Origin of the sequence: Streptomyces sp. NPDC015127, from assembly GCF_043080095.1 — a bacterium.
In the GTDB taxonomy this organism is placed as follows: domain Bacteria; phylum Actinomycetota; class Actinomycetes; order Streptomycetales; family Streptomycetaceae; genus Streptomyces.
The window spans coordinates 187,447-210,908 of record NZ_JBIBVE010000003.1 but is presented as its reverse complement, the minus strand read 5'-3'; the positions used below and the strand labels follow the sequence as shown (position 1 = coordinate 210,908).

Annotated in this window: 20 protein-coding genes and 1 pseudogene; 7 read left to right on the top strand and 14 right to left on the bottom strand. The window is 73.1% G+C overall.

Going from position 1 to position 23,462, the window contains the following annotated elements:
• Nucleotides 1–42: 42 nt before the first annotated feature.
• Nucleotides 43–1,452, bottom strand: coding sequence for a PLP-dependent aminotransferase family protein (locus ACF08N_RS07225; protein ID WP_392323585.1), 1,410 nt, complete (start codon nt 1,450–1,452; stop codon nt 43–45).
• 47 nt (nt 1,453–1,499) lie between these two features.
• Here ACF08N_RS07225 and ACF08N_RS07220 point away from each other — a divergent pair, with 47 nt between their 5' ends.
• Together ACF08N_RS07220 and ACF08N_RS07215 are read left to right on the top strand one after the other, a co-directional pair.
• Nucleotides 1,500–1,994, top strand: coding sequence for a carboxymuconolactone decarboxylase family protein (locus tag ACF08N_RS07220; RefSeq protein ID WP_392323584.1), 495 nt, complete (start codon nt 1,500–1,502; stop codon nt 1,992–1,994).
• A 13-nt stretch (nt 1,995–2,007) separates the two neighbouring features.
• Entirely contained in the window at nt 2,008–2,745 is a 738-nt protein-coding gene (locus tag ACF08N_RS07215; protein WP_392323583.1) for an isocitrate lyase/phosphoenolpyruvate mutase family protein, read from the top strand.
• Between the two features lie 128 nt (nt 2,746–2,873).
• Here ACF08N_RS07215 and ACF08N_RS07210 read toward each other — a convergent pair whose 3' ends face one another.
• From ACF08N_RS07210 to ACF08N_RS07185, 6 genes are all read right to left on the bottom strand, one after another.
• Nucleotides 2,874–3,836 (bottom strand): ABC transporter substrate-binding protein, encoded by a 963-nt coding sequence (locus ACF08N_RS07210; protein WP_392323582.1) that lies wholly within the window; start codon nt 3,834–3,836, stop codon nt 2,874–2,876.
• A gap of 1 nt (nt 3,837) precedes the next feature.
• The gene (locus ACF08N_RS07205; protein ID WP_392323581.1) at nt 3,838–5,796 is read right to left on the bottom strand and encodes an ABC transporter permease subunit; all 1,959 of its coding nucleotides are present in this window, start codon (nt 5,794–5,796) and stop codon (nt 3,838–3,840) included.
• A 115-nt stretch (nt 5,797–5,911) separates the two neighbouring features.
• Nucleotides 5,912–6,973: a glycine betaine/L-proline ABC transporter ATP-binding protein gene (locus tag ACF08N_RS07200; RefSeq protein ID WP_392323580.1), complete on the bottom strand. Its 1,062-nt coding sequence runs from the start codon at nt 6,971–6,973 to the stop codon at nt 5,912–5,914.
• Complete coding sequence (locus tag ACF08N_RS07195; RefSeq protein WP_392323579.1) at nt 6,973–8,499, bottom strand: GMC family oxidoreductase; 1,527 nt, start codon at nt 8,497–8,499, stop codon at nt 6,973–6,975. The genes ACF08N_RS07200 and ACF08N_RS07195 overlap by 1 nt, the downstream gene beginning before the upstream one ends.
• 17 nt (nt 8,500–8,516) lie before the next feature.
• A complete protein-coding gene (locus ACF08N_RS07190) occupies nt 8,517–10,004 on the bottom strand; it encodes an aldehyde dehydrogenase family protein (protein WP_392323578.1) in 1,488 nt (495 codons plus the stop codon).
• 138 nt (nt 10,005–10,142) lie between these two features.
• Entirely contained in the window at nt 10,143–10,646 is a 504-nt protein-coding gene (locus ACF08N_RS07185; protein ID WP_392323577.1) for a GNAT family N-acetyltransferase, read from the bottom strand.
• Nucleotides 10,647–10,850: 204 nt separating this feature from the next.
• Between ACF08N_RS07185 and ACF08N_RS07180 the strand changes: the two genes are divergently transcribed.
• Complete coding sequence (locus ACF08N_RS07180; RefSeq protein ID WP_392323576.1) at nt 10,851–11,552, top strand: DUF6882 domain-containing protein; 702 nt, start codon at nt 10,851–10,853, stop codon at nt 11,550–11,552.
• 94 nt (nt 11,553–11,646) lie between these two features.
• Nucleotides 11,647–11,748: pseudogene (locus tag ACF08N_RS07175) on the top strand (Scr1 family TA system antitoxin-like transcriptional regulator); the annotation flags it as partial.
• A gap of 236 nt (nt 11,749–11,984) precedes the next feature.
• Here ACF08N_RS07175 and ACF08N_RS07170 read toward each other — a convergent pair.
• From ACF08N_RS07170 to ACF08N_RS07160, 3 genes are all read right to left on the bottom strand, one after another.
• Nucleotides 11,985–12,974, bottom strand: a complete 990-nt coding sequence (locus ACF08N_RS07170; protein WP_392323575.1) for a malate dehydrogenase — start codon at nt 12,972–12,974, stop codon at nt 11,985–11,987.
• A 461-nt stretch (nt 12,975–13,435) separates the two neighbouring features.
• On the bottom strand, nt 13,436–14,326 hold the full coding sequence (locus tag ACF08N_RS07165) for a DUF3017 domain-containing protein (protein WP_392323574.1): 891 nt from the start codon (nt 14,324–14,326) through the stop codon (nt 13,436–13,438).
• Nucleotides 14,327–14,335: 9 nt separating this feature from the next.
• Complete coding sequence (locus ACF08N_RS07160; RefSeq protein WP_392323573.1) at nt 14,336–15,205, bottom strand: bifunctional methylenetetrahydrofolate dehydrogenase/methenyltetrahydrofolate cyclohydrolase; 870 nt, start codon at nt 15,203–15,205, stop codon at nt 14,336–14,338.
• Nucleotides 15,206–15,449: 244 nt separating this feature from the next.
• Here ACF08N_RS07160 and ACF08N_RS07155 point away from each other — a divergent pair, with 244 nt between their 5' ends.
• Nucleotides 15,450–15,995: a hypothetical protein gene (locus ACF08N_RS07155; RefSeq protein ID WP_392323572.1), complete on the top strand. Its 546-nt coding sequence runs from the start codon at nt 15,450–15,452 to the stop codon at nt 15,993–15,995.
• A 204-nt stretch (nt 15,996–16,199) separates the two neighbouring features.
• Here the strand turns inward: ACF08N_RS07155 and purH are convergent, their stop codons facing one another.
• Complete coding sequence (gene purH / locus ACF08N_RS07150; RefSeq protein ID WP_392323571.1) at nt 16,200–17,765, bottom strand: bifunctional phosphoribosylaminoimidazolecarboxamide formyltransferase/IMP cyclohydrolase; 1,566 nt, start codon at nt 17,763–17,765, stop codon at nt 16,200–16,202.
• The gene (purN, locus tag ACF08N_RS07145) at nt 17,752–18,369 is read right to left on the bottom strand and encodes a phosphoribosylglycinamide formyltransferase (protein WP_392323570.1); all 618 of its coding nucleotides are present in this window, start codon (nt 18,367–18,369) and stop codon (nt 17,752–17,754) included. The genes purH and purN overlap by 14 nt, the downstream gene beginning before the upstream one ends.
• A 224-nt stretch (nt 18,370–18,593) precedes the next feature.
• Between purN and ACF08N_RS07140 the strand changes: the two genes are divergently transcribed.
• Nucleotides 18,594–19,373: a hypothetical protein gene (locus tag ACF08N_RS07140; RefSeq protein WP_392323569.1), complete on the top strand. Its 780-nt coding sequence runs from the start codon at nt 18,594–18,596 to the stop codon at nt 19,371–19,373.
• A gap of 68 nt (nt 19,374–19,441) precedes the next feature.
• Here ACF08N_RS07140 and ACF08N_RS07135 read toward each other — a convergent pair whose 3' ends face one another.
• Nucleotides 19,442–21,115 carry a DUF6350 family protein gene (locus ACF08N_RS07135; protein ID WP_392323568.1) on the bottom strand — a complete coding sequence of 558 codons (1,674 nt, stop codon included), beginning with the start codon at nt 21,113–21,115 and terminating at the stop codon, nt 19,442–19,444.
• Nucleotides 21,116–21,231: 116 nt separating this feature from the next.
• Here ACF08N_RS07135 and ACF08N_RS07130 point away from each other — a divergent pair, with 116 nt between their 5' ends.
• Complete coding sequence (locus ACF08N_RS07130) at nt 21,232–22,491, top strand: helix-turn-helix domain-containing protein (RefSeq protein WP_392323567.1); 1,260 nt, start codon at nt 21,232–21,234, stop codon at nt 22,489–22,491.
• A gap of 73 nt (nt 22,492–22,564) precedes the next feature.
• Here the strand turns inward: ACF08N_RS07130 and sucD are convergent, their stop codons facing one another.
• Nucleotides 22,565–23,449, bottom strand: coding sequence for a succinate--CoA ligase subunit alpha (gene sucD, locus ACF08N_RS07125; RefSeq protein ID WP_356634793.1), 885 nt, complete (start codon nt 23,447–23,449; stop codon nt 22,565–22,567).
• Nucleotides 23,450–23,462: the final 13 nt, after the last annotated feature.

The window sequence follows — 23,462 nt, the reverse complement described above, 5'->3', positions numbered from 1 at the left end:
CCGTCAGGGCGCGGCGAGGGTCCGGGCGCCCGGACCCCGCGGCTACTCCAGTGACGCGCACAGCGCGTCCAGCGCTCCCGCCCAGGCGCTGTCCGGCGGTGTCGCGTACCCGACGACGAGCCCCTCGCGGTCGGCCGCCCGGGCCTCGGCGTGGCGGAAGTCCGAGAGGCCGTGCACCGCGAGGCCGTGCCACGCCGCGGAGCGGATGGCCTGGCGCTCGGTGCCCGGCGGGAGTTCGAGCACCGCGTGCAGCCCGGCGGCGATCCCGCTGACGCGGATGGCGGGGGCGCGCTCCGCGAGCGCCGCCACCAGCTGGTCGCGCCGCCGCCGGTAGCGCAGCCGCATGCCGCGTACGTGCCGGTCGTACGCGCCCGAGGCGATGAACTCGGCCAGGGTCAGCTGGTCCAGCGCCCCCGAGGACCACTCCTCGCGGCCCTTGGCCTCCAGCACCTCGCCGACCATGCTCTCCGGCAGCACCATCCACGCCAGCCGCAGCCCGGGCGCGAGCGACTTGCTCGCCGTGCCCATGTAGACGACGCGTTCCGGGTCGAGTCCCTGGAGGGCGCCGACGGGCTGGCGGTCGTAGCGGAACTCGCCGTCGTAGTCGTCCTCGAGGACCAGGCCGCCCGTCCTTCGCGCCCAGTCGACGGCCGCCGCGCGCCGGTCGGCGTGCAGAGGAACGCCGAGCGGGAACTGGTGCGCGGGTGTCATCAGCACCGCGCCCACGCCCCGCATCCCGCCGAGGCCCTCGGTGCACGTGCCGGTGTCGTCGAAGGGCAGCGCGGGCGTGCCGAGTCCCGCCCCGGTCAGCAGGTCCCAGTGGAAGTCGAGACCGTACGACTCGACCGCCACATCCCGTACCCGCCGGCGCTTGAGGATCTTGCCCATCAGCATCAGCCCGTGCACGAAGCCGTTGCAGACGACGACCCGTTCGGGCGCGGCGTACACCCCCCGGGCCCGGGCGAGGTAGTCGGCGAGCACGGTCCGCAGCTCGATGCGCCCGCGCGGATCGCCGTACCCGAACGCCTCGTGGGGCGCGGCGGTCAGCGCCCTGCGCGCGGCCTTGAGCCATTCCGCGCGGGGGAACGACGCGAGGTCGGGGCTGCCCGGCCTCAGGCTGTAGTCCGGACCGCTGCGCACCGGCCGGGCCCGTGCCCGGCTCTCCCCCGGCGGCGGCTTGCGCGGCACGGACCTCTGGGCGACACGGGTGCCGGAGCCCTGCCGTGCGACGAGCCAGCCCTCGGCGACCAGCTCCGCGTAGGCGTCGGCGACGGTGTTGCGGGCGACGCCCAGGTCGACGGCGAGGGACCGGGACGACGGCAGCCGGGTGCCGGGCGCGAGCCTGCCGGTGCGGACCGCCTCCCGCAGGGCGTCCATGAGGCCGCTGCGCAGCCGGGTGCCGCGCAGGTCCAGATGCAGGTCGGCACCGAAAGTGGCCCAGGAATCCGTCATGGGAATGGACCATACAGCTGTGCCATATGGCCCGTACGGTCGTAGCCATGACGACGAACGACACGTACGCATCCGAGACCGAGCCCCGTATCCGCGTCTCCGAGCTCCTCCCCGACGTCTACAAGGCCATGGTCCGGCTGGACGGGGCCGCCCGGAAGAACCTCGACCCGGTCCTGCTGGAGCTGGTGAAGATCCGCGCCTCGCAGATCAACCACTGCGCTTTCTGCCTCGACATGCACAGCAAGGACGCACTGGCGGCGGGCGAGTCGGTGGAGCGCATCGTGCAGCTGAGCGCATGGGAGGAGTCGCGGCACTTCTACACCGAGAAGGAGATCGCGGCACTCGAACTGACCGAGGCGGTGACTGTGCTGACGGACGGTTTCGTGCCCGACGAGGTCTACGAGAAGGCGGCGAAGCACTTCGACGAGACCGAACTGGCCCAGCTCATCGCGTCGATCGCGGTGATCAACGTCTGGAACCGGTTCGCGGTGACCGGACGGCTCACGCCCGGCCACTACACTCCCGGCTCGCTGAAGCACTGACGGGGGACGGCCGGTGACGGCTCATCACGAGACCTTCCGCGCCCTGCACCACGGCCGGGAGGCGGCGGATCCCCTGGTCCTGCCCGGTCCGTGGGACGCGGCGAGCGCTCGCGCGTTCGCCGACGCGGGCTTCCCGGCGCTCGCCACGCCCAGCGCCGGCGTCGCCGCCTCGCTCGGCCACGAGGACGGGGCGGTGCCCGCCGCCGAGATGTTCGCGGCTGTGGCGCGGATCGTGCGCGCGGTCGACGTGCCCGTCTCCGCCGACGTCGAGGGCGGCTACGGGCTCGCGCCGAAGGAGCTGGTGGCGCGGGTGCTGGAGACCGGCGCGGCCGGCTGCAACCTGGAGGACTCCGACGCGGCGACCGGGTCGCTCAAGGATCCGCGCCGGCACGCCGACTGGCTGGCCGAGGTGGTCGCGGAGGCGGACGGCGCACTGTTCGTCAACGCCCGCGTCGACACGTTCCTGCGGGGTGTGAGCGACCCGCGGGAGGCGATCGTACGACTGCGGCTGTACGCGGAGGCGGGCGCCGACTGCGTCTATCCGATCCTCGCCCCGCCGGAGCACCTGCCGCTGCTGCGTGCCGGGACCGACCTGCCGATCAACGCGTTCGCCCCGGCGGCCGATCCGCCGGTGGCCGAGCTGGGCAGGCTGGGCGCCACGCGGATCACCTTCGGTCCGGGGCTCCAGCGGCGCGCACAGGCGGCCGTGACGGACATGGCCCGGGAACTGCGGCGCGGCCTCGGGGCGTGAACGGCGGGGCGTGGGCCCCACCGAAAGTGGCGTACCCCACCGCGCCCGGGGGCGAGACGCGGGCCCAGGGGTGAGACACGGGCCCGGGGGCTGTGCCCCCGGGCCCCGTCCCGTTCACCGTCCCGGCGTCACTTCGGCAGCCAGGCCCGCCACGTCGGCTCGTTCTCCTTCACCCACTTCTCCGCCGCCGCCTGCGGCGACAGCTTCTGGTCCGCGATCATGAGCGCCACGTCGTTCTGCTGCTCCGTCGTCCACCGGAAGTTCCTCAGGAACTCGGCCGCCTTGCCGCCCTTGTCCGCGAACCGCGCGTTCAGGAACTTCTGCAGCGGGGTGTGCGGATACGCGCACGCCACCTTCTTGGGGTCGGCGTCGCAGCCCTCCTTGTACGCGGGCAGCTTCACCTCCGTCATGGGGACCTTCTCGAACAGCCACTGCGGCTTGTACCAGTAGGTCAGGAACGGCTTCTTCTCCTTGGCGAACTGCTTGATCTGCGTGATCTGCGCAGCCTCCGAACCCGCGAACACCACCTGGTAGTCCAGGTCCAGGTTCTCCACCAGCGCCTTGTCGTTGGTGACGTACGAGGGCGAGCCGTCGAGCAGCTGGCCCTTGCCGCCGCTCTCCGCCGTGCGCAGCTGGTCCGCGTACTTGTTCAGGTTCTTCCAGTCCGTCACGTCCGGGTGCGCCTTCGCGAAGTACGTCGGCACGAACCAGCCGATGTGGCCGGTCACCCCGAGGTCGCCGCCCGGCGCGATCGTCCTCTTGTCGGCGACGTACCGGTCCTCCTGCTCCGGGTGGCCCCAGTCCTCCAGGATCGCGTCGACACGGCCCTGGCTGAGCGCGTCCCACGCGGGGACCTCGTCGATCTGGACGGTGTCGACGCGGTAGCCCAGCTCGTGTTCGAGCAGGTACTGCGCCACGGCGACGTTGGCCTGCGCGCCCACCCAGGACTGGACGGACAGCGTCACGGTCTTCGCGCCCTCCGCGGCGGCGTACGGGGACGCCTGGCGGGTCATGTCGGCCGCGCCGCAGCCGGTGACGGCCATCAGGCCGACCGCCGCCGCGAGCGCGGTGATGCGTGTACGAGAAGCCATGTCAGGCCCCCTTTCCGGTGCTTCGGCGGGTCGGCTGGGTGACGCGGTCCAGCATCAGACCGAGGCACACGATCGCCGCGCCCGCGACGAGCCCGGTCGCCAGGTCGCCCTGGGCGAGGCCGAACACCACGTCGTAGCCGAGCGCCCCGCCGCCGACCAGGCCGCCGATGATGACGACGGCGAGGACCAGGACGACGCCCTGGTTGACGGCCAGCAGCAGCGCGGGCCTGGCCAGCGGCAGTTGCACCTGGAGCAGCTGCTGGCGGGCGGTCGCGCCCAGCGAGCGCGACGACTCCATCGCGACCGGGTCCACGGCGCGCATGCCCTGGGTGGTGATGCGGACGACGGCGGGCAGCGCGTACACCACCGCGGCGGCGACCGCCGGGGCGCGGCCGACGCCGAACAGCGCGACCACCGGGATGAGGTACACGAACTGCGGCATCGTCTGGAACACGTCGAGCACGGGGCGCAGCAGCCGTTCCAGGCGAGCGCTGCGCGCCGCGGCGGTGCCGACGGCGAACCCGGTGACGAGGGTGACCGCGACCGCGGCCAGCACCTGGGAGAGCGTGTCGAGCGCGGGGTCCCACACGCCGAGCACCCCGATGGCGGCCATCGCGAGGACGGCGGTCAGGGCGGTTCGCCAGGTGCCGATGAGCAGGGCGAGCACGCCGACCAGGAGCAGCACGGCCCACCAGGGCAGCCACTGCAGGCCGTCGCGGACCGGGTCCAGGACCCAGGTGGTGAAGCGGGCGGCCCAGTCGGCGGTGCCGCCGATGACGGGCACGCCGGAGTACAGGTGGGCGGTCATCCAGTCGACGGCCCGGTTGACGGGCTCGGCGATGCCCACGGTCCAGGCGTCGGGCCAGGCGAGGCGACCCGTGAGCCGTCCCGCGACCGCTGCGGCCACGGCGACGGCCGCGGCGATCGCCCAGCCGAGCCGGGCGGACGGCCCGGACCTCGGCGCGGTGCCGATCCGCTCGCCCGCCGCGGCGGTGACGCGGTCGAGGACGACGGCGAGCAGCACGATCGGGATGCCCGCCGCGAGCGCGGCGCCGACGTCGACGGAGGCGAGCGCCTGGTAGACGCGGTCGCCGAGGCCGCCGGCGCCGATCACCGAGGCGATCACGGCCATCGAAAGGGCCATCATGATCGACTGGTTGAGTCCGAGCAGCAGTTCCTTGCGCGCCAGCGGGAGCCGGGCCGTCAGCAGCCGCTGCCGGCCGGTCGCGCCGAGCGAGGCCGCGGCCTCCATCACCCCGGCGTCCGCGCCGCGCAGTCCGAGCGCGGTCAGGCGGGCCATGGGCGGGGCCGCGTAGACGACGGTGGCGAGGACGGCGGCCGGTACGCCGATGCCGAAGACGAGCACGACGGGCAGCAGGTACGCGAACGCGGGCAGCACCTGCATGGTGTCGAGCACGGGCCGCAGCGCCCGGTGCGTACGGTCCGACAGTCCGGCGGCGAGCCCGAGGAGCGCCCCGAGCAGGACGGACGCGGCGACCGCGACGACCATGAGCGCGAGGGTCTGCATGGTGGGCACCCACATGCCGAGCAGCCCGCACGCGGCGAACGCGGCGACGGCGGTGAGCGCGAGCCTGATGCCGGCGGCCCGCCAGGCGATCAGCCCGGCGGCGACGGTGACCCCGGCCCAACCGGCGGCGAGCAGCACCAGGTACACGGCGCGCACGGACAGCACGACGGCGTTGCTGATGTGCCCGAAGAAGTACAGGAAGACCGGGTGGCTGTCCCGGTTGTCGATGATCCAGTCGCTGGCACCCCCGAGCGGCCCGGACAGGTCGACGGCGAACCGGTCGGGCCAGGCGCCGCCGCCGAGGAGCACGGCCCCGAGGACGAGGAGCACGGCGCCGGCGCCGGTGATCGCTGCACGCCGCGAGGCGAGGATGCGCAGGGGGCCGCCGAGCGCGGAGGTGCTCTCGGCGGGCGTGGTGACGGTGGCGGTCATCGTCCCCACCTCCGCGTGGCGTGGGCATCGTGCGCCCGGCCGCCGCGACCCCACAGGTCGCCGCGGGCGGCGCGGGTGCGGCGCGTGCCCGGCGGGGAGATCGTTCGGTCGTACCTCACGCGGCCGCCTTTCCGGCCGCCGCCGGCGCGATGCCCGCGACCACGCCCAGCAGGCCCGCCTGGTCCACGACGCCCAGGCAGCGGCCGTCCTCGACGACGCGGGCGGTCTCGCCCGTGCGGGCGACCGCCTCGATCGCCTCGTGGACCGTGGCGTCGGGGGCCAGCGCCGGGCCGGCCTCCGTGTCGGACGTCTCGGCGGGGCGCATCGCCGTGCGCACGGTCATGACCTGCTCGCGCGGCACGTCCCGGACGAAGTCGCGCACGTAGTCGTCCGCGGGCGTGCCCACGATCTCCTCGGGCGTGCCGAGCTGCACGATCCGGCCGTCCCGCATCAGCGCGATGCGGTCGCCGAGCTTCAGCGCCTCGCTGAGGTCGTGCGTGATGAAGACCATCGTGCGGCCCTCCTCGCGGTGCAGCCGGACGACCTCCTCCTGCATGTCCCGCCGGATCAGCGGGTCCAGCGCGCTGAACGGCTCGTCGAACAGCAGGACTTCGGGGTCGACGGCCAGCGCGCGGGCCAGGCCCACGCGCTGCTGCTGTCCGCCGGACAGCTGGCCGGGGCGGCGGTGCTCCATGCCCTCCAGACCGACCTTGGTGACGAACTCCGCCGCGCGCTCGCGCCGCTGGGCGCGCCCCATGCCCTGGATCTCCAGCCCGTAGGCGACGTTGTCGAGGACCGAGCGGTGCGGAAGCAGCCCGAAGTGCTGGAAGACCATGGCGGCGCGGTGGCGGCGCAGCTCGCGCAGCCGCCCGGCGTCCATGGACAGCACGTCCTCGCCGTCGATGGCGATCGCGCCGGACGTGGGCTCGATGAGCCGGGTCAGGCAGCGTACGAGCGTGGACTTCCCGGAGCCGGACAGGCCCATGACGACGAAGACCTCGCCCTTGCGGACGTCGAACGACACGTCGCGCACGGCGGCGGTGCAGCCGGTGCGTTCGCGCAGTTCGGCGGGCTCGAGGGCGCCGAGCGCGGGGTCGGCGGGGACCCGGTCGGCCTTCGGTCCGAAGACCTTCCACAGGTCGCGTACGGAGAAGACGGGCGGCGGCGGAGTGTTCATCAGGCATTGCCTCCCAGTAGGTCAGCGCATTTCTCCCCGACCATCAGCACGCCGATCATCGGGTTGACGGCGGTCATGGTCGGGAAGACGGAGGCGTCGGCGATCCGTATGCCGGCGAGCCCCCGGATCCTCAGGTCGGGTGTGACGACGGCGAGTTCGTCGTCGGCCGCACCCATCCGGCAGGTGCCGGCCGGGTGGTAGACGGTGTGCGCGACCTTGCGCGCGTACTCGCTGAGGTCCTCGTCGGAGGTGACCTCCGGCCCGGGGCAGACCTCATGCTTCAGCCATCCGGCGAGCGGCTGCTGCTGCGCGATCTCGCGGGCGATCCTGATCCCGTCGACGAGCGTGCGGCCGTCGTAGTCGTCCTCGTCGGTGAAGTACCGGAAGTCGAGGGCGGGCTTGACCTCGGGGTCCGCGCTGGTCAGGTACAGCCGGCCGCGGCTCTTCGGCTTGGGGATGTTGGGCGTCATCGACACGCCGTGCGCGGGCCGCTCGTAGCCCAGGCGCTCCGGGTTGTCGGTGAACGGGATCTGGTAGAAGTGGAACATCAGGTCGGGTCCGGCCGAGGCGGGGTCCCGGCGGACGAACAGACCGGCGTCGCTGTCCATCGCCGAGTTCTCCGGGATCGGCCCGTGGGTCTCCCAGACGATGACGGACTCGGGGTGGTCGAGCAGGTTCTCGCCGACGCCCGGCAGGTCGTGCACCACGGGGATGCCGAGCTTCTCCAGGTCGGCGCGCGGCCCGATGCCCGAGTGCATCAGCAGCCGCGGGGTGTCCACGGCGCCCGCGCACACGAGGACTTCGCGCCGCGCCCGTACGACGTGTTCCGCGCCGTCCTTGGTGCGCACGTGCACGCCGGTCGCACGCGCTCCGTCGAGCTCCAGGCGGAAGGCCCAGGTCTCCAGGGCGATGTGCAGGTTCGGCCGGTCGAGGAAGGGGTGCAGATACGCGACCGAGGCCGAGGAGCGCTTGTTGTTCTCCGGGTGGTAGGCGAGGTCGAAGAAGCCGACACCCTCGTGGAACGGCGCCTTGTTGAAGCCCTCGACACGCGGCACCTGGAGCGCCGTCTGCGCGGCGTCGACGAAGTCGCGGGCGATGGCGTTCCGGTCGGCCTCGTCGACGGGGACGATGTTGTTGCGCAGCTTGGCGAAGTACGGGTCCATCGACGCGGCGTCCCAGCCCTCGGCGCCCGCCTCGGCCCACTCGTCCCAGTCGGACGGCAGCGGCTTGAAGGCGATGAGGGTGTTGTGGGACGAGCAGCCGCCGAGCACGCGGGCGCGGCTGTGGCGGATGTGCGAGTTGCCGCGGGGCTGCTCGGTCGTCGGGTAGTCGTAGTCGAGTTCGCCGCCGAGGAGTCCCATCCAGCGGCGCAGGGTCAGCACGTCGTCGCGGTCGACGTCGCTGGGGCCGCCCTCGATGACGGCGACGGTGACGTCGGGGTCCTCGGTGAGGCGGGAGGCGATCACGGAGCCTGCGGTGCCGCCGCCGACGACGACGTAGTCGTACACGGTGTGGTGCTCGGTCATGGTGCTGCTTTCTCCGCTCAGCCCGCGAACCAGCGCACGGGGCGCGGGGCGAGGTTCTGGTAGATGTGCTTGGACTCGCGGTATTCGGCGAGTCCCGTCGGGCCCAGCTCCCGGCCGGTGCCCGACTTCCCGAAGCCGCCCCACTCCGCCTGCGGGAGGTAGGGGTGGAAGTCGTTGATCCAGACGGTGCCGTGGCGCATCCGTCCGGCGACGCGCCGGGCGCGGCCGGCGTCGGCGGTCCACACGGCGCCGGCGAGGCCGTACTCGGTGTCGTTGGCGAGGGCGACGGCCTCGTCCTCCGTACGGAAGGTCTCCACGGTCAGGACCGGTCCGAAGATCTCCTCGCGGACGACCCGCATCCGGCGGTTGCACCGGTCGAGGACGGTGGGGCGGTAGAAGTACCCCAGGCCGTCCGGGCGTTCGCCGCCCGCCCTGAGCACCGCGCCCTCCTCCAGCGCGGACGCGACGAAGTCCTCGGTCCTGGCGAGCTGCTGCGCGGAGACGAGCGGACCGCACTCGACACCCTTGTCGGTGCCGCGCCCGAGGCGGATCTTCTCGGCGCGGCGCGCGAGTTCGGCGACGAAGCGCTCGCGCAGCGACTCCTCGACGATGAGGCGCGATCCGGCGGAGCAGACCTGGCCGCTGTGGATGAAGGCGGCGTTGAGCGCCTGGTCGACGGCGGTGTCGAAGCCTTCCTCGGTCGCGCAGGCGTCGGCGAAGACGACGTTGGGGTTCTTGCCGCCGAGTTCGAGGGCGACCTTCTTGACGGTGTCGGCGGCGGCGCGGGCGACCTTGGTGCCGCTGACCAGCCCGCCGGTGAAGGACACGAGGTCCACGTCGGGGTGCTCGGCGAGACGAGCGCCGACGGTGTCGCCGGGGCCGGTGACGATGTTCGCGGCGCCGGGGGGCAGCCCGGCCTCCATCAGGAGCTCCATCAGCGCGACGGTGGTCAGCGGGGTGATCTCGCTCGGCTTGATCACAAAGGTGTTGCCGGCCGCGAGCGCCGGGGCGATCTTCCAGCTGGCCTGGAGCAGGGGGTAGTTCCAGGGCGTGATCAGCGCGCAGACCCCGACGGGCTCGTGCACGACCACACTGTGGATCTCGTCGGAGCCGGCGTCGACGACGCGGCCGCCGCTCTCGTTCATGACGAGGTCGGCGAAGTAGAGGAAGGCGTCGCGCACGCAGTCGACGTCGGTGCGCCCCTCTTCGAGAGTCTTGCCGGCGTCCTGGCTCTCCAGGCCGCCGATCCGCTCCCGGTCCCGCTCCAGCAGGGCGGCGACGCGGCGCAGCAGGGCGGCCCGCTCGGCGACGGGCGTGCGCGGCCAGGTGCCGTCGTCGAAGGCGGCGCGCGCGGCGGCCACGGCATCGTCGGTGTCGGCGACGCCGCCCTCCGAGACGACGGCGAACACGCTCGTGTCGACGGGGTCGATGATCTCGCGCGTGGCGCCGGAGACGGCGGAGCGCCACTCTCCGCCCACGTGGATGGTCTGCTGTGCTGCCGACACGTCGTGTTTGGCCTTTCGTTCCCGTTTCGTCCTGCACCGGTGACATCCCGGCGATCTGGCCGCCTGCCCGGGGATTCCAAATCCATGCGGAACGGTTAACGGAAAGTGCTCCGCCTCACACCGTGCGTGAGACGTGCGTCACATGTCCGTCGTGTCGAACGAGATCCACACGTCGGGCGGCACATCGGGCTTGCCGGGGACCGGCCTGCGCTCCTCGGTCCACGCCGCACCGGCGATCCGGCCGGCGACGCCGCGCCAGAACCGCACGGCGCCCGCGTTCGCGTCCTGGAACGGGATGTCCCACGGCCCCGGGTGCCTGCCCACCACGTCCTGCACGGCCCGCGTCCCGACGCCGGTCCTGCGCAGAGCGCGCACGACGAAGAACGCGCTCATCACGCGCCTCGGCTCCCTCAGGCCGCGCACGAGGACAAGCCCGACGGGGTGCTCGCCGCTGGTCAGCAGGTACAGCGCCCGGTCGGGGTTGTCGAAGGCGGCGTCGAGGCGGTCGTCGTGGAAGGTCCCGTCCGGTGCGGGCAGCGGCCCGACGAACTCGGACAGGTCGTGGCGGAACAGCTGCCACAGCCGCTCCAGCACGGGCCGGTCACCGGCGTGCGCGAGGCGGAGAACGGGGTCGTCGGTCATGGAAACTCCTCCGGTCGGTCGGGCGCGGGGGCGGGGCGGGGCGAGCGGTCGGGTGCCGCCGGATCCGGCGCCCGGAACGCAGAAAAGCCCTCCGGCCGGAAGCGTGTCCGAGCCGAAAGGCTTGCTGTGCCAGGGATGTTAGCGCACCGGCCGCGCCGAGGCCCCGCGCATCCCGCTCCCGCCCGCGCCCTTAGGGTCCTGGTCATGACCACGACCTTCAGCGAGCCCTTCCTCCGGCTCACCGAGGCGCACTCCGCGTGGGGTGCCGAACAGCTCGAGACCTTCAACGCGTTCCTGCCCATGGGCGAGTGGAGCGCCGATCTGGGGCAGTGCCTGTACCGGCAGTCGGGCCGGGAGCTGCGGATCTCGCTGCTCGGCACGTTCGACACCGACGAGCGGTCGTGGCTGTGGGCGTGGGCCAATCCCGGCTTCCAGGGGACGCCGGTGGTGCGCGCGGCCGAGGAGGTACGGCAGTACGGAGAGGCCCACGGCCTGCGGGAGTTCACCGAGGAACTGATTCACCTCGCGGGACACGACGACCCCCGCCTGGCCGCCGAGAACCTGGCCTTCACCGCCATGGGCGTCCTCGGCGCCGCCGGGTACATCGGCGTCCAGGCGAACCCCTCCGCCCGCGCGTACCTGGTACCCGACGACCCCCAGGTCCCCCGCGCCGAGCCCGACGCGATCACGCTCCCCCGCGTGCTGCTGACCGGCGCCGGCCTCATCGGCGGCTCGGCGCGCCACGTCGTGGACGGCTACGTCGCCCACCACGCCCTCCCCCGCCGCGAGGCCCCGGGCCGTATCAGCGCCGGCCTCCCGGACGGCGGCACGGTCGACGTCCTCTTCGACGACCTCGACCGCATCGCCTCGGTGCGCGTCAACACAGGCGGCCCCGCACCGGCCTGAGGCTGCGGCCGGGGACACCCGTACTCCGGGCGCAGGCGGTGCGGCGTCGCGGGTCGGGGCACTGAAGCCGCGGTGTGCGACCGCGTCAGGGGGCCGCAACCCGGTCGGTGGGCCAGGCGTCATGCGCGAGCAGTTGCAGCATCTGCTCGAGGTCGGCCGCCAGCGGCACATCGAGATCCAGGTCATGCCGACGGCCAGTATGGGTGGTCGACATTCGACGTACCGCCTGCCGCGATCGCCAAGACCGAGGCCGACGTGGCCGAGGACTACGTCGCCGCCTACGGCAAAGACGACCTGCCGTGCGACCGGGACGGCCGCAAGCGGACCGGCTGAACGGGCGTGGCCCTACTGCCCCGCCAGGGGACGCGCAACACGACGCACGCCCCCGGAGGCCGGAGGCCGCCGGGGGCGTGAACCGCTGGTGCGGGTACGTCAGATGAGGCCGAGCTCGCGGACCGCCGCGCGCTCCTCCTCCAGCTCCTGCACGGACGCGTCGATGCGCGCACGCGAGAAGTCGTTGATGTCCAGGCCCTGGACGATCTCGTACTTGCCGTCCTTGCAGGTGACGGGGAAGGAGGAGATCAGGCCCTCCGGGACGCCGTAGGAGCCGTCCGACGGGATGCCCATGGAGGTCCAGTCGCCCTCGGCGGTGCCATTCACCCAGGTGTGGACGTGGTCGATGGCGGCGTTCGCGGCCGAGGCGGCCGAGGAAGCGCCACGGGCCTCGATGATCGCGGCGCCGCGCTTGGCGACGGTCGGGATGAAGGTGTCGGCCAGCCACGCCTGGTCGGCCACGACCTCGGCGGCGTTCTTGCCGGCGATCTCCGCGTGGAAGATGTCCGGGTACTGGGTCGCCGAGTGGTTGCCCCAGATGGTGAGGCGCTTGATGTCGGAGACGTCGGCGCCGGTCTTGGCGGCCAGCTGCGAGATCGCGCGGTTGTGGTCGAGGCGGGTCATCGCGGTGAAGCGCTCGGCCGGTACGTCCGGGGCGGCGGCCTGCGCGATGAGCGCGTTGGTGTTGGCCGGGTTGCCGACGACGAGGACCTTGATGTCGTCAGCGGCGTTGTCGTTGATGGCCTTGCCCTGCGGCTTGAAGATGCCGCCGTTGGCGGACAGCAGGTCGCCGCGCTCCATGCCCTTGGTGCGGGGGCGGGCGCCGACGAGGAGGGCGACGTTGGCACCGTCGAAGGCCACGTTCGGGTCGTCGGTGATGTCGATGCCCTTGAGCAGCGGGAAGGCGCAGTCGTCGAGCTCCATGGCGGTGCCCTCGGCGGCCTTCAGGCCCTGCGGGATCTCGAGCAGGCGCAGCTTGACCGGCACATCCGCGCCGAGCAGGTGGCCGGAGGCGATGCGGAAGAGCAGCGCGTAGCCGATCTGGCCGGCCGCGCCGGTCACGGTGACGTTGACGGGAGTGCGGGTCATGGCGATCTCCGTAAGACAGCTGGCGGTGGGCAACACTGCCCCTCGTGCGGGACGTCTCGTCCACGCCCGACCTGAATCTTGACGTGAAGAGAATTCCAGCGGTCAGGCTATCCGACCCTGCCCCTGGGCAATCCACTCCCCCTTGTGGCGCGGCTCACCCGTTCGGGGCCGAACGGAACGGCGCCGCGCGCCGGTGCCGCTGGTCGTCCCGCCATGCGCGTCGCTGCCGGGTGACGCCGCCATCGGGGGTACGGGGGCGCCACCCGTGTTGACCAGCCGTTCCGGTCCGTGGCCGAACGATCACACGATGGCGGAATGGTCACCTCCGTGCCACAGGCCCCAGCCGTCCCTTGAACGCCCTTGGCGCGTGCATGACTCTTGAAACACGACGGCGCCCGTCCTCCCTCGGGGGAGAGGACGGGCGCCGTTCGCCGTTCGGAGCCGTTCCGCGCCCGCGGGCGCTACCGCACCGTGAAGTGGACGGCGTCCTCCAGGATGGGGATGTCCAGCCAGGGCTTGGGCTGCGTCACGAGGGCGAGCAGCACGATCGCCACGCCGAGCACGCCGTACGTGATCATGTCCGTGAAGCGCGAGCGCACGGCGAGCATGCCGACCGAGGGCAGGCAGCGCCGCAGTACGGCTCCGGTGATGAGCGCGACCCCGATGAGCATCGCGCCGATCCGGAACGCCTCGGCGAAGGCGTCGGTACCGACGACGAGGACGCCGGCAGCGGTCAGCCCGAGGACGGTGAGCAGGGGCCACTGCCGCGCGGGAGCGGGAGCGTCCTTGGCAGCGGCCCGTCCGCCGCCCTCGGGCCGTGCGGTGTCCCGCGTGACGGCGGGAGGCCGCCGCGAGGCCGGCTTCTCCCCGCCCCCACCGGTCCCGTTGCGCGCGGCACCCGCGACGCCGCTCGCGTCACTGTCAGGACCGCCGGGCCGGGCGCCGCGCGCACTGTCGGGCCCGTCGGGCCCAGCGGCCACCGCGTCGGCGCCGCGGTCCGCAGATCCGTGCCCGACGGTCCCGCCGGAGCCGGCGGCCGCGGACGTGTCGTCCCGCACCGCACCGGCGGCGGTCACCCCGCCGACGTCGCGGGCCGCAGCCACGCCCGGCCCGGCGGCAGGCATGTCACCGTCACGGCCACCCGTCGCGGCGTTGCCCGCGCCGTCGCGGTCCGCGGAACCGCGCCCGACGGTCCCGTCGGACCCAGCGGTCACCGCGTCGCCGTCGCGGTCCGCGGACCCGCGTCCGGCGGACCCGTCCGACCCGGCGGTCACCGCATCCGCGGCGCGGTCGCCCGGCGCCGCCGCGTCCGGGGAGGCGTCCTCGGGGACGTCGTTCGTGCGTACGCCCATGGCGTCGGCTCAGCCCTCGGTCGTGGCCGACGCCGCGCGCTCGGCCGCCTCGACCACGTTGACCAGCAGCTGCGCGCGCGTCATCGGGCCCACACCGCCCGGGTTGGGGGCGACCCAGCCGGCCACCTCGGCGACGCCGGGGTGCACGTCGCCGACGATCTTGCCGTTCTCGTCGCGGCTGACGCCGACGTCCAGGACGGCCGCACCCGGCTTCACGTCCTCGGGCTTGATCAGGTGCGGCACACCGGCCGCGGCGACGATGATGTCCGCCTGCCTCAGGTGCGCCGACAGGTCGCGCGTGCCGGTGTGGCACTGCGTCACCGTGGCGTTCTCCGACTTGCGGGTCAGCACCAGCGGCATCGGCCGGCCGATGGTGATGCCGCGGCCGACCACGACCACGTTCGCGCCCTTGATCTCGACGCCGTGGTGGCGCAGCAACTGCACGATGCCGTACGGCGTGCAGGGCAGCGGACCCTCGATGCCGAGCACGAGGCGGCCGAGGCTCATCGGGTGCAGACCGTCGGCGTCCTTGGCCGGATCCATGAGCTCCAGGACGCGGTTTGCGTCGATGCCCTTGGGAAGCGGGAGTTGCACGATGTAGCCGGTGCAGTTGGGGTTCTCGTTGAGCTCCCGGACGACCGCCTCGATCTCCTCCTGCGTCGCGGACTCGGGCAACTCGCGCTGGATGGAGGCGATGCCGACCTGCGCGCAGTCGCGGTGCTTGCCGTTGACGTACCAGCGGCTTCCCGGGTCGTCCCCGACGAGCAGGGTCCCGAGGCCCGGGGTGACACCCCGTTCCTTGAGAGCCGCCACGCGGGCGGTCAGATCGGACTTGATCGCGGCTGCGGTGGCCTTGCCATCGAGAATCTGGGCAGTCATGCCCCCATCCTCCCGGATGGACCCGTCCCGGTTCCAATCCGGTCCGCCGCGATCTCGCCCTTCGGGCGAACAGCAGGTTGCACTTGCACAACACATACGGATACCGGCTGGACAAAAAGTCGACGACAATACGACGATGATCCGCGCAGTGCCGCGGGCAGTGCCGGGGGGCAAAACAGCAAAACGACGCAGTTCCTCCGCGCGGACCGCGCAGTCCCGCATTTTCCAACGGAGGAACCCCGCCATGAGCTTCGGCGACCCGAACAACCCGTACGGCCAGCAGAGCCAGCCGCAGGGCCAGCCCGGCTACGGTTACCCGCAGGCCCCGCCGGTCCAGCCGTACGCCGGTGGCTACCCGACCGGACCGACCGAGATGCCGGGCGGCGTCAAGGCGGCCCGCGTGATGCTGTTCATCATCGCCGGCTTCCAGGTGATCGGCGCGATCTTCGCCGCGATGGGCGCCATCGGCCTCAACGAGGCCAAGAACGACCCGGCGCTCAAGGACGACCTCCAGTTCCAGCAGATCGCCGACATGTCGGTCGGCGCGGTCTGGGCCATCGCGGTCCTGATCCTGGCCTGGGGTGTCCTCGCCATCGTCCTCGGCGCCAAGTTCGGCAGCGGCGGCAACGGCATCCGCGTCACCGCGATGGTCTTCGGCATCATCACCGCCGTCCTCGGCATCTACCCGTTCGTCCTGGTCGGCCTGGTGCACACCGTGCTCGCCATCCTGATCACCGTCTTCGTCGGCAAGTCCGACGGCGGTGCCTGGTTCAACCGCCAGCGCGCCTGATCCGCGCGGCGCCTCACGCACGAAGGCCGTGAACCCCGCTCCGGCGGGGTTGACGGCCTTCGGGCCTTTCCCGGGCCCTTTCGCTGCCCCTGCCGGCCGACGGACGTGGCGGCCGTTCGTCAACGGCGCCCGGCAGGTGCGGGGTTGCGCGGACGCGGAGAGGCCCGCCGCGCGGGTCGCGCGGCGGGCCTCCGGGGTCCACGGTCAGTGGAAGAAGTGCCTCGTACCGGTGAAGTACATCGTCACGCCCGCCTTCTTCGCGGCCTCCACGACCTGCTCGTCACGGACCGAACCGCCCGGCTGGACCACGGCCTTGACGCCGGCGGCCGTCAGGATCTCCAGGCCGTCGGGGAAGGGGAAGAACGCGTCGGACGCGGCGTACGAGCCGCGCGCGCGATCCTCGCCCGCGCGCTCGACCGCGAGCTTGGCGGAGTCGACACGGTTGACCTGGCCCATGCCGACGCCGACCGAGGCGCCGTCCTTGGCGAGCAGGATCGCGTTCGACTTGACCGCGCGGCAGGCGCGCCAGGCGAAGGCCAGCTCGGCGAGCTCGTCGGCGGACAGCGCCTCGCCGGTGGCGAGCGTCCAGTTCGCCGGGTCGTCGCCGTCGGCCTGGAGGCGGTCGGTGACCTGGAGCAGCGCGCCGCCGTCGATCGGCTTGAGCTCGACCGGGTTCGCCGGGGCGCCCTCGGCGCGCAGCACGCGGATGTTCTTCTTCTTGGCCAGGACCTCGACCGCGCCGTCCTCGTAGCCGGGCGCGACGATGACCTCGGTGAAGATCTCGGCGACCTGCTCGGCCATGGCGACCGACACCGGGCGGTTGACGGCGATGACGCCGCCGAACGCGGACAGCGGGTCGCAGGCGTGCGCCTTGCGGTGCGCCTCGGCGACGTCCGCGCCGATCGCGATGCCGCACGGGTTGGCGTGCTTGATGATCGCGACGCACGGCTCGTCGTGGTCGTACGCGGCCCGGCGCGCGGCGTCGGTGTCCGTGTAGTTGTTGTACGACATCTCCTTGCCGTGCAGCTGCTCCGCCGCGGCGAGACCGCCGGTGCCGGACGTGTAGAGCGCCGCGGGCTGGTGCGGGTTCTCGCCGTAGCGGAGCACGTTCTCGCGCTCCCAGGTGGCGCCCAGGAACTCGGGGAAGGCGCTCTCGTCGGCGGGCGCGTAGGACGACGCGAACCAGGAGGCGACGGCCACGTCGTACGCGGCGGTGTGCTGGAACGCCCTGGCGGCGAACAGCTTGCGCAGCTCCAGGGTGAAGCCGCCCTCCTTGACCGCCTGGAGGACCGCGGCGTACGCGCCCGGGTCCGTCACGACCGCCACGGACGGGTGATTCTTGGCGGCGGCGCGGACCATGGAGGGGCCGCCGATGTCGATCTGCTCGACGCACTCGTCGGGGCTCGCGCCGGAGGCGACGGTCTCCTTGAACGGGTAGAGGTTCACCACGACCAGGTCGAACGGCTCCACGCCCAGCTCGGCGAGCTGCTCGCGGTGCGCGTCCAGGCGCAGGTCGGCGAGGATGCCGGCGTGCACGCGCGGGTGCAGGGTCTTGACGCGGCCGTCGAGGCACTCGGGGAAGCCGGTCAGCTCCTCGACCTTGGTCACCGGGACACCGGCGGCAGCGATCTTCGAGGCGGTCGAGCCGGTGGACACGAGCTCGACGCCGGCCTCGTGCAGCCCGCGGGCAAGCTCCTCAAGACCCGTCTTGTCGTAGACACTGATCAATGCGCGACGGATGGGCTTGGTACCCGACTTATTCACCGACATGAACCTTTCGTCCCTCAATGCGGTAGCCGTGCCGGGCGAGACGCCCCACGACCTCGACGAGCAGCGAACGCTCGACTTCCTTGATGCGCTCGTGCAGAGCGGCTTCGTCGTCCGTGTCCCGGACCTCGACCACGCCCTGGGCGATGATCGGCCCGGTGTCGACGCCGTCGTCGACGAAGTGGACGGTGCACCCGGTGACCTTCGCGCCGTACGCGAGCGCGTCCCGCACGCCGTGGGCACCGGGGAAACTGGGCAGCAGCGCGGGGTGCGTGTTGACGATGCGCCCGCCGAACCGCGCGAGGAACTCCTTCCCCACGATCTTCATGAACCCGGCCGAGACGACGAGGTCGGGCTCGTACGCGGCGGTGGCCTCGGTCAGGGCCGCGTCCCACTCCTCACGGGTGGCGAAATCCTTCACCCGGCACACGAAGGTCGGCAGCCCGGCCCGCTCGGCACGCTCCAGACCCGCGATCCCCGTCCGGTCGGCGCCGACGGCGACGACCCGCGCCCCGAACCCGTCGGGGTCGGCGGCGATGGCATCCAGCAGGGCCTGGAGGTTCGTCCCCGATCCGGAGACCAGGACGACGAGGCGGGCGGCAGCCACAGGGGGACTCTTTTCGCGTTGCGGTGCGGCTTTGTGTGGTCGTACGAACGAATCGCATCCCTGGATACGGGGAACTCTACGAAGGGGCCGACCGTCAGCAACGATACCGGCACTCAGCACGGCCCCCACGGGACGGGGGCGTGGCCGGGAGGTAGCGTCTGGGGGCAGAGCACACGCCCGGGCGCGCTCGACGACGGGCATGACGAGGGGAAGACGTTCACCAGATGCCGGACCGACGCCACCGTACGGACCTCCTGTTGCCGCGGGAGCGCCAGTCCACGGACGACGACAATCCCTTCGCGCCCCCGCCGGAGGGCCGACCGGACCAGCCGTGGCGGCCCCGTCAGCCGTTGAACGACGGCTCCTCCTCCGACAGCCGCTCGCCGGGCTCGTCCGCGGACGGCCGCGGATCGGACGGCACCGACGACGGCTCCAACGGGTCGAACGACTCGCGCTGGGGCAGCCAGTGGAGCAGCCGCCAGCCGGGCCGCTCCTCGGGCGGCTTCGGCGGCCGCCCCGGCGGCCAACGCGACCAGAACGGTCCGGAGGGCGGCGGCCCCGGCCCCGGCGGCATGCGCTGGGACCCGACGGACCCGGTCCAGCGCCGGGCGCGGTACGCGCTGCTCGGGGGCATGTGGGCGTTCTTCTTCGCGCTGTTCGACTTCCCGGAGATCGCCCTGCTGCTGGGCGCACTCGCCGTGTACTGGGCGATCAGCTCCCTGCGCGCCAAGCCCCGGCGCACCCCCGAGGCGGTGACCACCGGGGCGCCGACGCCCCCGCCCGCGGCCTCGGCCCAGCCGAACAAGCCGCAGATCACGGCGGCGATGAGCGGTCTGGTGATGGCGAGCATCGCGCTGCTGATCGTGGCCGCGTCGTTCACCGCGCAGCTGGTCTACCGCGACTACTACACCTGTGTGAACGACGCTCTGACGAAGTCCGGCCAGGTGGCCTGCAACGAGCTTCTCCCCGAGCCCCTGCGGGACGTGCTGGGCGTGAAGGAGTAGCTCCTGCGCCCACAGGAAGTGAGACGGCCCGGACCGCGATGGCGGTCCGGGCCGTCGTGCGTCCGGCATCAGTCCCCGGCCTGACGGTCGTCCTCAGGCGTGGGTACGGCGTCGGCGCCCGTCTCGGGGGCCGTCGCCGGCGCGGCGTCGCGTGCGCCCTCGTCCTCGCCCGGGGGCCGTTCGGCGGGCTCGGCGGGCCCGTCCTCGGTCGGGGCCGGCGCGGCTGTCGCGCCGGCGGAGTCCGCGGCCCCTCCCCCGGTTCCGGCCGTGCCCGCCCCCGGGGCGACTGCCGGGGGCGCCGGAGCGGTGCGAGCGCTCCAGGTGTCCGCCGGAAGGAAGTCGTACGGCTCGAAGTCCTCGTCGGGGTCCGGATCCGCACCGAACTCCGGGGCCGTCGCCGAGGGCAGAAGCACCGCGTCCGGCGTGTCCCGCCGGGGATCCGCGCCGGTCCCGGGCTCCTCGGCCACGGCGGCCCCCCGGACCCGCCAGGCGCGCACGGCCAGGGCGACCGGGACGGCCACCGCCGACGTCCAGAGCAGCGCCGCCGCACCCGTGAGCCACCACACCGGCCCGAACTCCGCCAGCCGCCCTCTGCCCAGCGGACCGCCCGCCGCCGCGGCGAGCACGGCCATGAGCGCCCCACAGCCCGCGGACCCCAGTAGAGCCGTCAGCGCGGTGCCGCCGCGCGTCCACGCCTCCTCGCGTACCCCGTAGCGGGGCGCCGCCGTGTGGATCGTGCGCCAGGCGACGAGCAGGCCCGCCACGACCGGGACAGCGGCCGCCGCCCAGTGCAGGGGCGTTCCGGGCCCGCGGGCGGGCACAGCGGCGAGCAGCGGGAAGTCCGGGAGCGCGGGCACGCCGGTCAGCGCGAGCGGGGTGGCCGTGGCGCCCGTGCCCAGCGAGAATCCGGGGCCGAGCCCGTAGGCCGCGCCCCACACCGCCGCGTTCGGCAGCAGCGCCAGCGCCAGGAGGACCACCGCCAGCCGCCCGGACCAGCCACCGGCGAGGTCGAGCAGGGACGTCTGCGCCGCATGTCCGTGCACGACGAGGGACACCACGACCAGCACCGCGCCCCCGCCCACCAGCCCCAGCGCCCCGACGGCCGCCGCACGCAACGCCACGGTGACACGGCTGCGGGCCAGGGCGACCCGCAGCCCCCGCGGCAGCCGGGCGGGCAGTGGCCCGAGCGGGCGCCCGCTCGCCGACCACACCCCGCAGGCGGCTGCCAGGAACGCCAGCAGCGGTACGTGCACGAGTGCGCTGAGCGGCTCGGCGGCGATCGGGCCGCCCGCCGCGTAGAGCACCACAGGCGCCCCGACCAGCACGTAGCCGGTGGTCACGGCGGTCAGCGCGCCCGACGCGGACGCCCGGGGACGTGACGCGTCGGGCTCCAGCGCGTCGCGCGCCGCCCGGTGCGCGAGCCACGCGGGAAGCGCGGCGAACAGCAGGGGCACGAGCCCCACGGGAGCGGGCAGTTGCGCGAGCGTGTCCGTGCGGACGAGCTCGGCCCCGTGCGCCAGCAGCCACAGCGCGGCGGCGATGCGCAGCGCACCGCCGGGTCCGCTGTCGGGGAACGGCGAGCTGATCCACATCACCATAACGAGAACGGTGATGACGCCGAGTCCGAGTCCGGCCGCGGTCGCGCCCCGTACGCATCCGGCGACGAAGGCCGCCGACGCCCCGCCCTGGACGGCGACCGGCGCCTGCGGCACGGGCGGGCTGTGATCGGTCAACTGGGTCACGCGGCCATGCTGCCAACGACACGCGCTTGCACCCGGTAACGGGCGAATGCCCGTTGTGTCGCTCAAGATACGTTTATGTCATTTTCTGCCGAGTGGCGTGCCGGATGGAGCCCCGCATGACACAGAGCGCCACGCCCTCCGCCCCCGACGCGCCCCTCCCGCCACCCAAGGAGCGGCGCAGGCTCCGCGAGGCGAAGTCGCTGACCCAGACGCAGCTCGCGTCGGCGCTCGGCGTCACCCGCGCCACGATCAGGTCCTGGGAGACCGGCCGCACGAGCCCCCGGGGGCGCAAGCGCGAGGCGTACGCGAGGCTGCTCGCCGCCTTCGACGCCGAGCAGGCGCCGGAGGGGGCCCCCTCGGCGAAGGACACCCTGCACGAGACGGCACCGGTGGCGGAGCCCGCCGCTGTGCCCGAGGCGGAACCGGCTGCCCAGGCGGCCCCCAGAACGGACGCCGACGCCGACGTCACCGGCCCCGACGCCGACGCCGACGTGATCGCCCCCGAGCCGTGGCTGCCCGGCCTGCCCGATCCGCACGCCGGGACCACGCCCGACGAGGCGTTCGACGCGCTCTACGCGCACGCCGCGCCCGACCTCGTGCGCCAGACCTACGTGCTCACCGGCCGCCGGCGCCTCTCGCAGGAATCCGTCGAGCGCGCCTTCCATCTCGCCTGGCAGCGCTGGCCCGAGGTCGCCGTCGACCGGGACCCGACGGGCTGGGTACGGGCGGCCGCCTACGACTTCGCCATGTCGCCCTGGCAGCGGCTGCGGCCCGCCCACCGGCACCCCGACGAGCCGCCGGGCGATCCGGCCCGGCGCGCCCTGCTGGAGGCGCTGCAGCAGCTGCCCCCGGCCTACCGCCGGACCCTCCTGCTCTACGACGGCCTCGGGCTCGACCTGCCGGAAACGGCCGCGGAGATCGAGGCCAGCACTCCCGCCACCGCGAACCGTGTCCTGCACGCCCGCGAATCCGTCGCCGAACGGCTGCCCCGGCTCGCCGAGAACGCGGTGCTCCAGGACGAGCTCAGAGCACTCGTCGGCGCCGGTCCCACGCCGTGCCTCGCGCCCGCCGGGACGGTGCGCACGGGCTGCGAACGACGGGCCGAGATGTGGACCAGGGCCGTCGTGGCGGCGACCGCGCTGATCGTCGTGGCGACGGCCCTCGCGCTGCTCACTGCGCCCCGGGAGTACGAGCCGCCCGTGCCGCCGAGCCGGCAGGTCGAAGGCGTACCGCCGCCGCACGGCGGCCCCCAGATGCTCAGCGGGGCGCCGTACAGCGGCCCGCAGAGACTCAGCGCCAAGGACCGGAAGCTGCGCGACAAGCTGCGCGCCGAACCGGCCGCGGGCCCGGAGCGGCTGCTGCCGCGGCTCGGCTGAACGGACCGCCCGGAAAGACGTGTGGGCCCGCCCCCGGAGATCCGGGAGCGGGCCCACACGCTGTGCGGAAAGGTCAGCCCGCGAGGATGGCGCGCGCGAGCTTGGCCGTCTCGGTCGGCGTCTTGCCGACCTTGACGCCCGCGGCCTCGAGGGCCTCCTTCTTGGCCTGCGCGGTGCCGGAGGAGCCCGAGACGATGGCGCCGGCGTGGCCCATGGTCTTGCCCTCGGGCGCGGTGAAGCCCGCGACGTAACCGACGACCGGCTTGGTGACGTTGGCCTTGATGAAGTCGGCCGCACGCTCCTCGGCGTCGCCGCCGATCTCGCCGATCATGACGATCAGGTCGGTGTCGGGGTCGGCCTCGAACGCGGCGAGCGCGTCGATGTGCGTCGTACCGATGACCGGGTCGCCACCGATGCCGACGGCGGAGGAGAAGCCGATGTCACGGAGCTCGTACATCATCTGGTAGGTCAGCGTGCCGGACTTGGACACGAGACCGATGCGGCCGGGCTTGGTGATGTCGCCCGGGATGATGCCGGCGTTGGACTGGCCCGGCGTGATGAGACCGGGGCAGTTCGGGCCGATGATGCGGGTCTTGTTGCCCTTGGACTTCGCGTACGCCCAGAAGGCGGCGGAGTCGTGGACGGCGATGCCCTCGGTGATGACAACAGCGAGGGGGATCTCGGCGTCGATGGCCTCGACCACGGCGGCCTTGGCGAAGGCCGGCGGCACGAAGAGGACGGAGACGTTCGCGCCCGTCTTCTCCATCGCCTCGGCGACGGTGCCGAAGACCGGTACCTCGGTGCCGTCGAAGTCGACGGACGTGCCGGCCTTGCGCGGGTTCACGCCGCCGACGATGTTCGTGCCGTCGCCGAGCATGAGCTTGGTGTGCTTCATGCCCGTGGCACCGGTCATGCCCTGGACGATGACCTTGCTGTCCTTGTTCAGGAAGATAGCCATGGTTCTACGATCC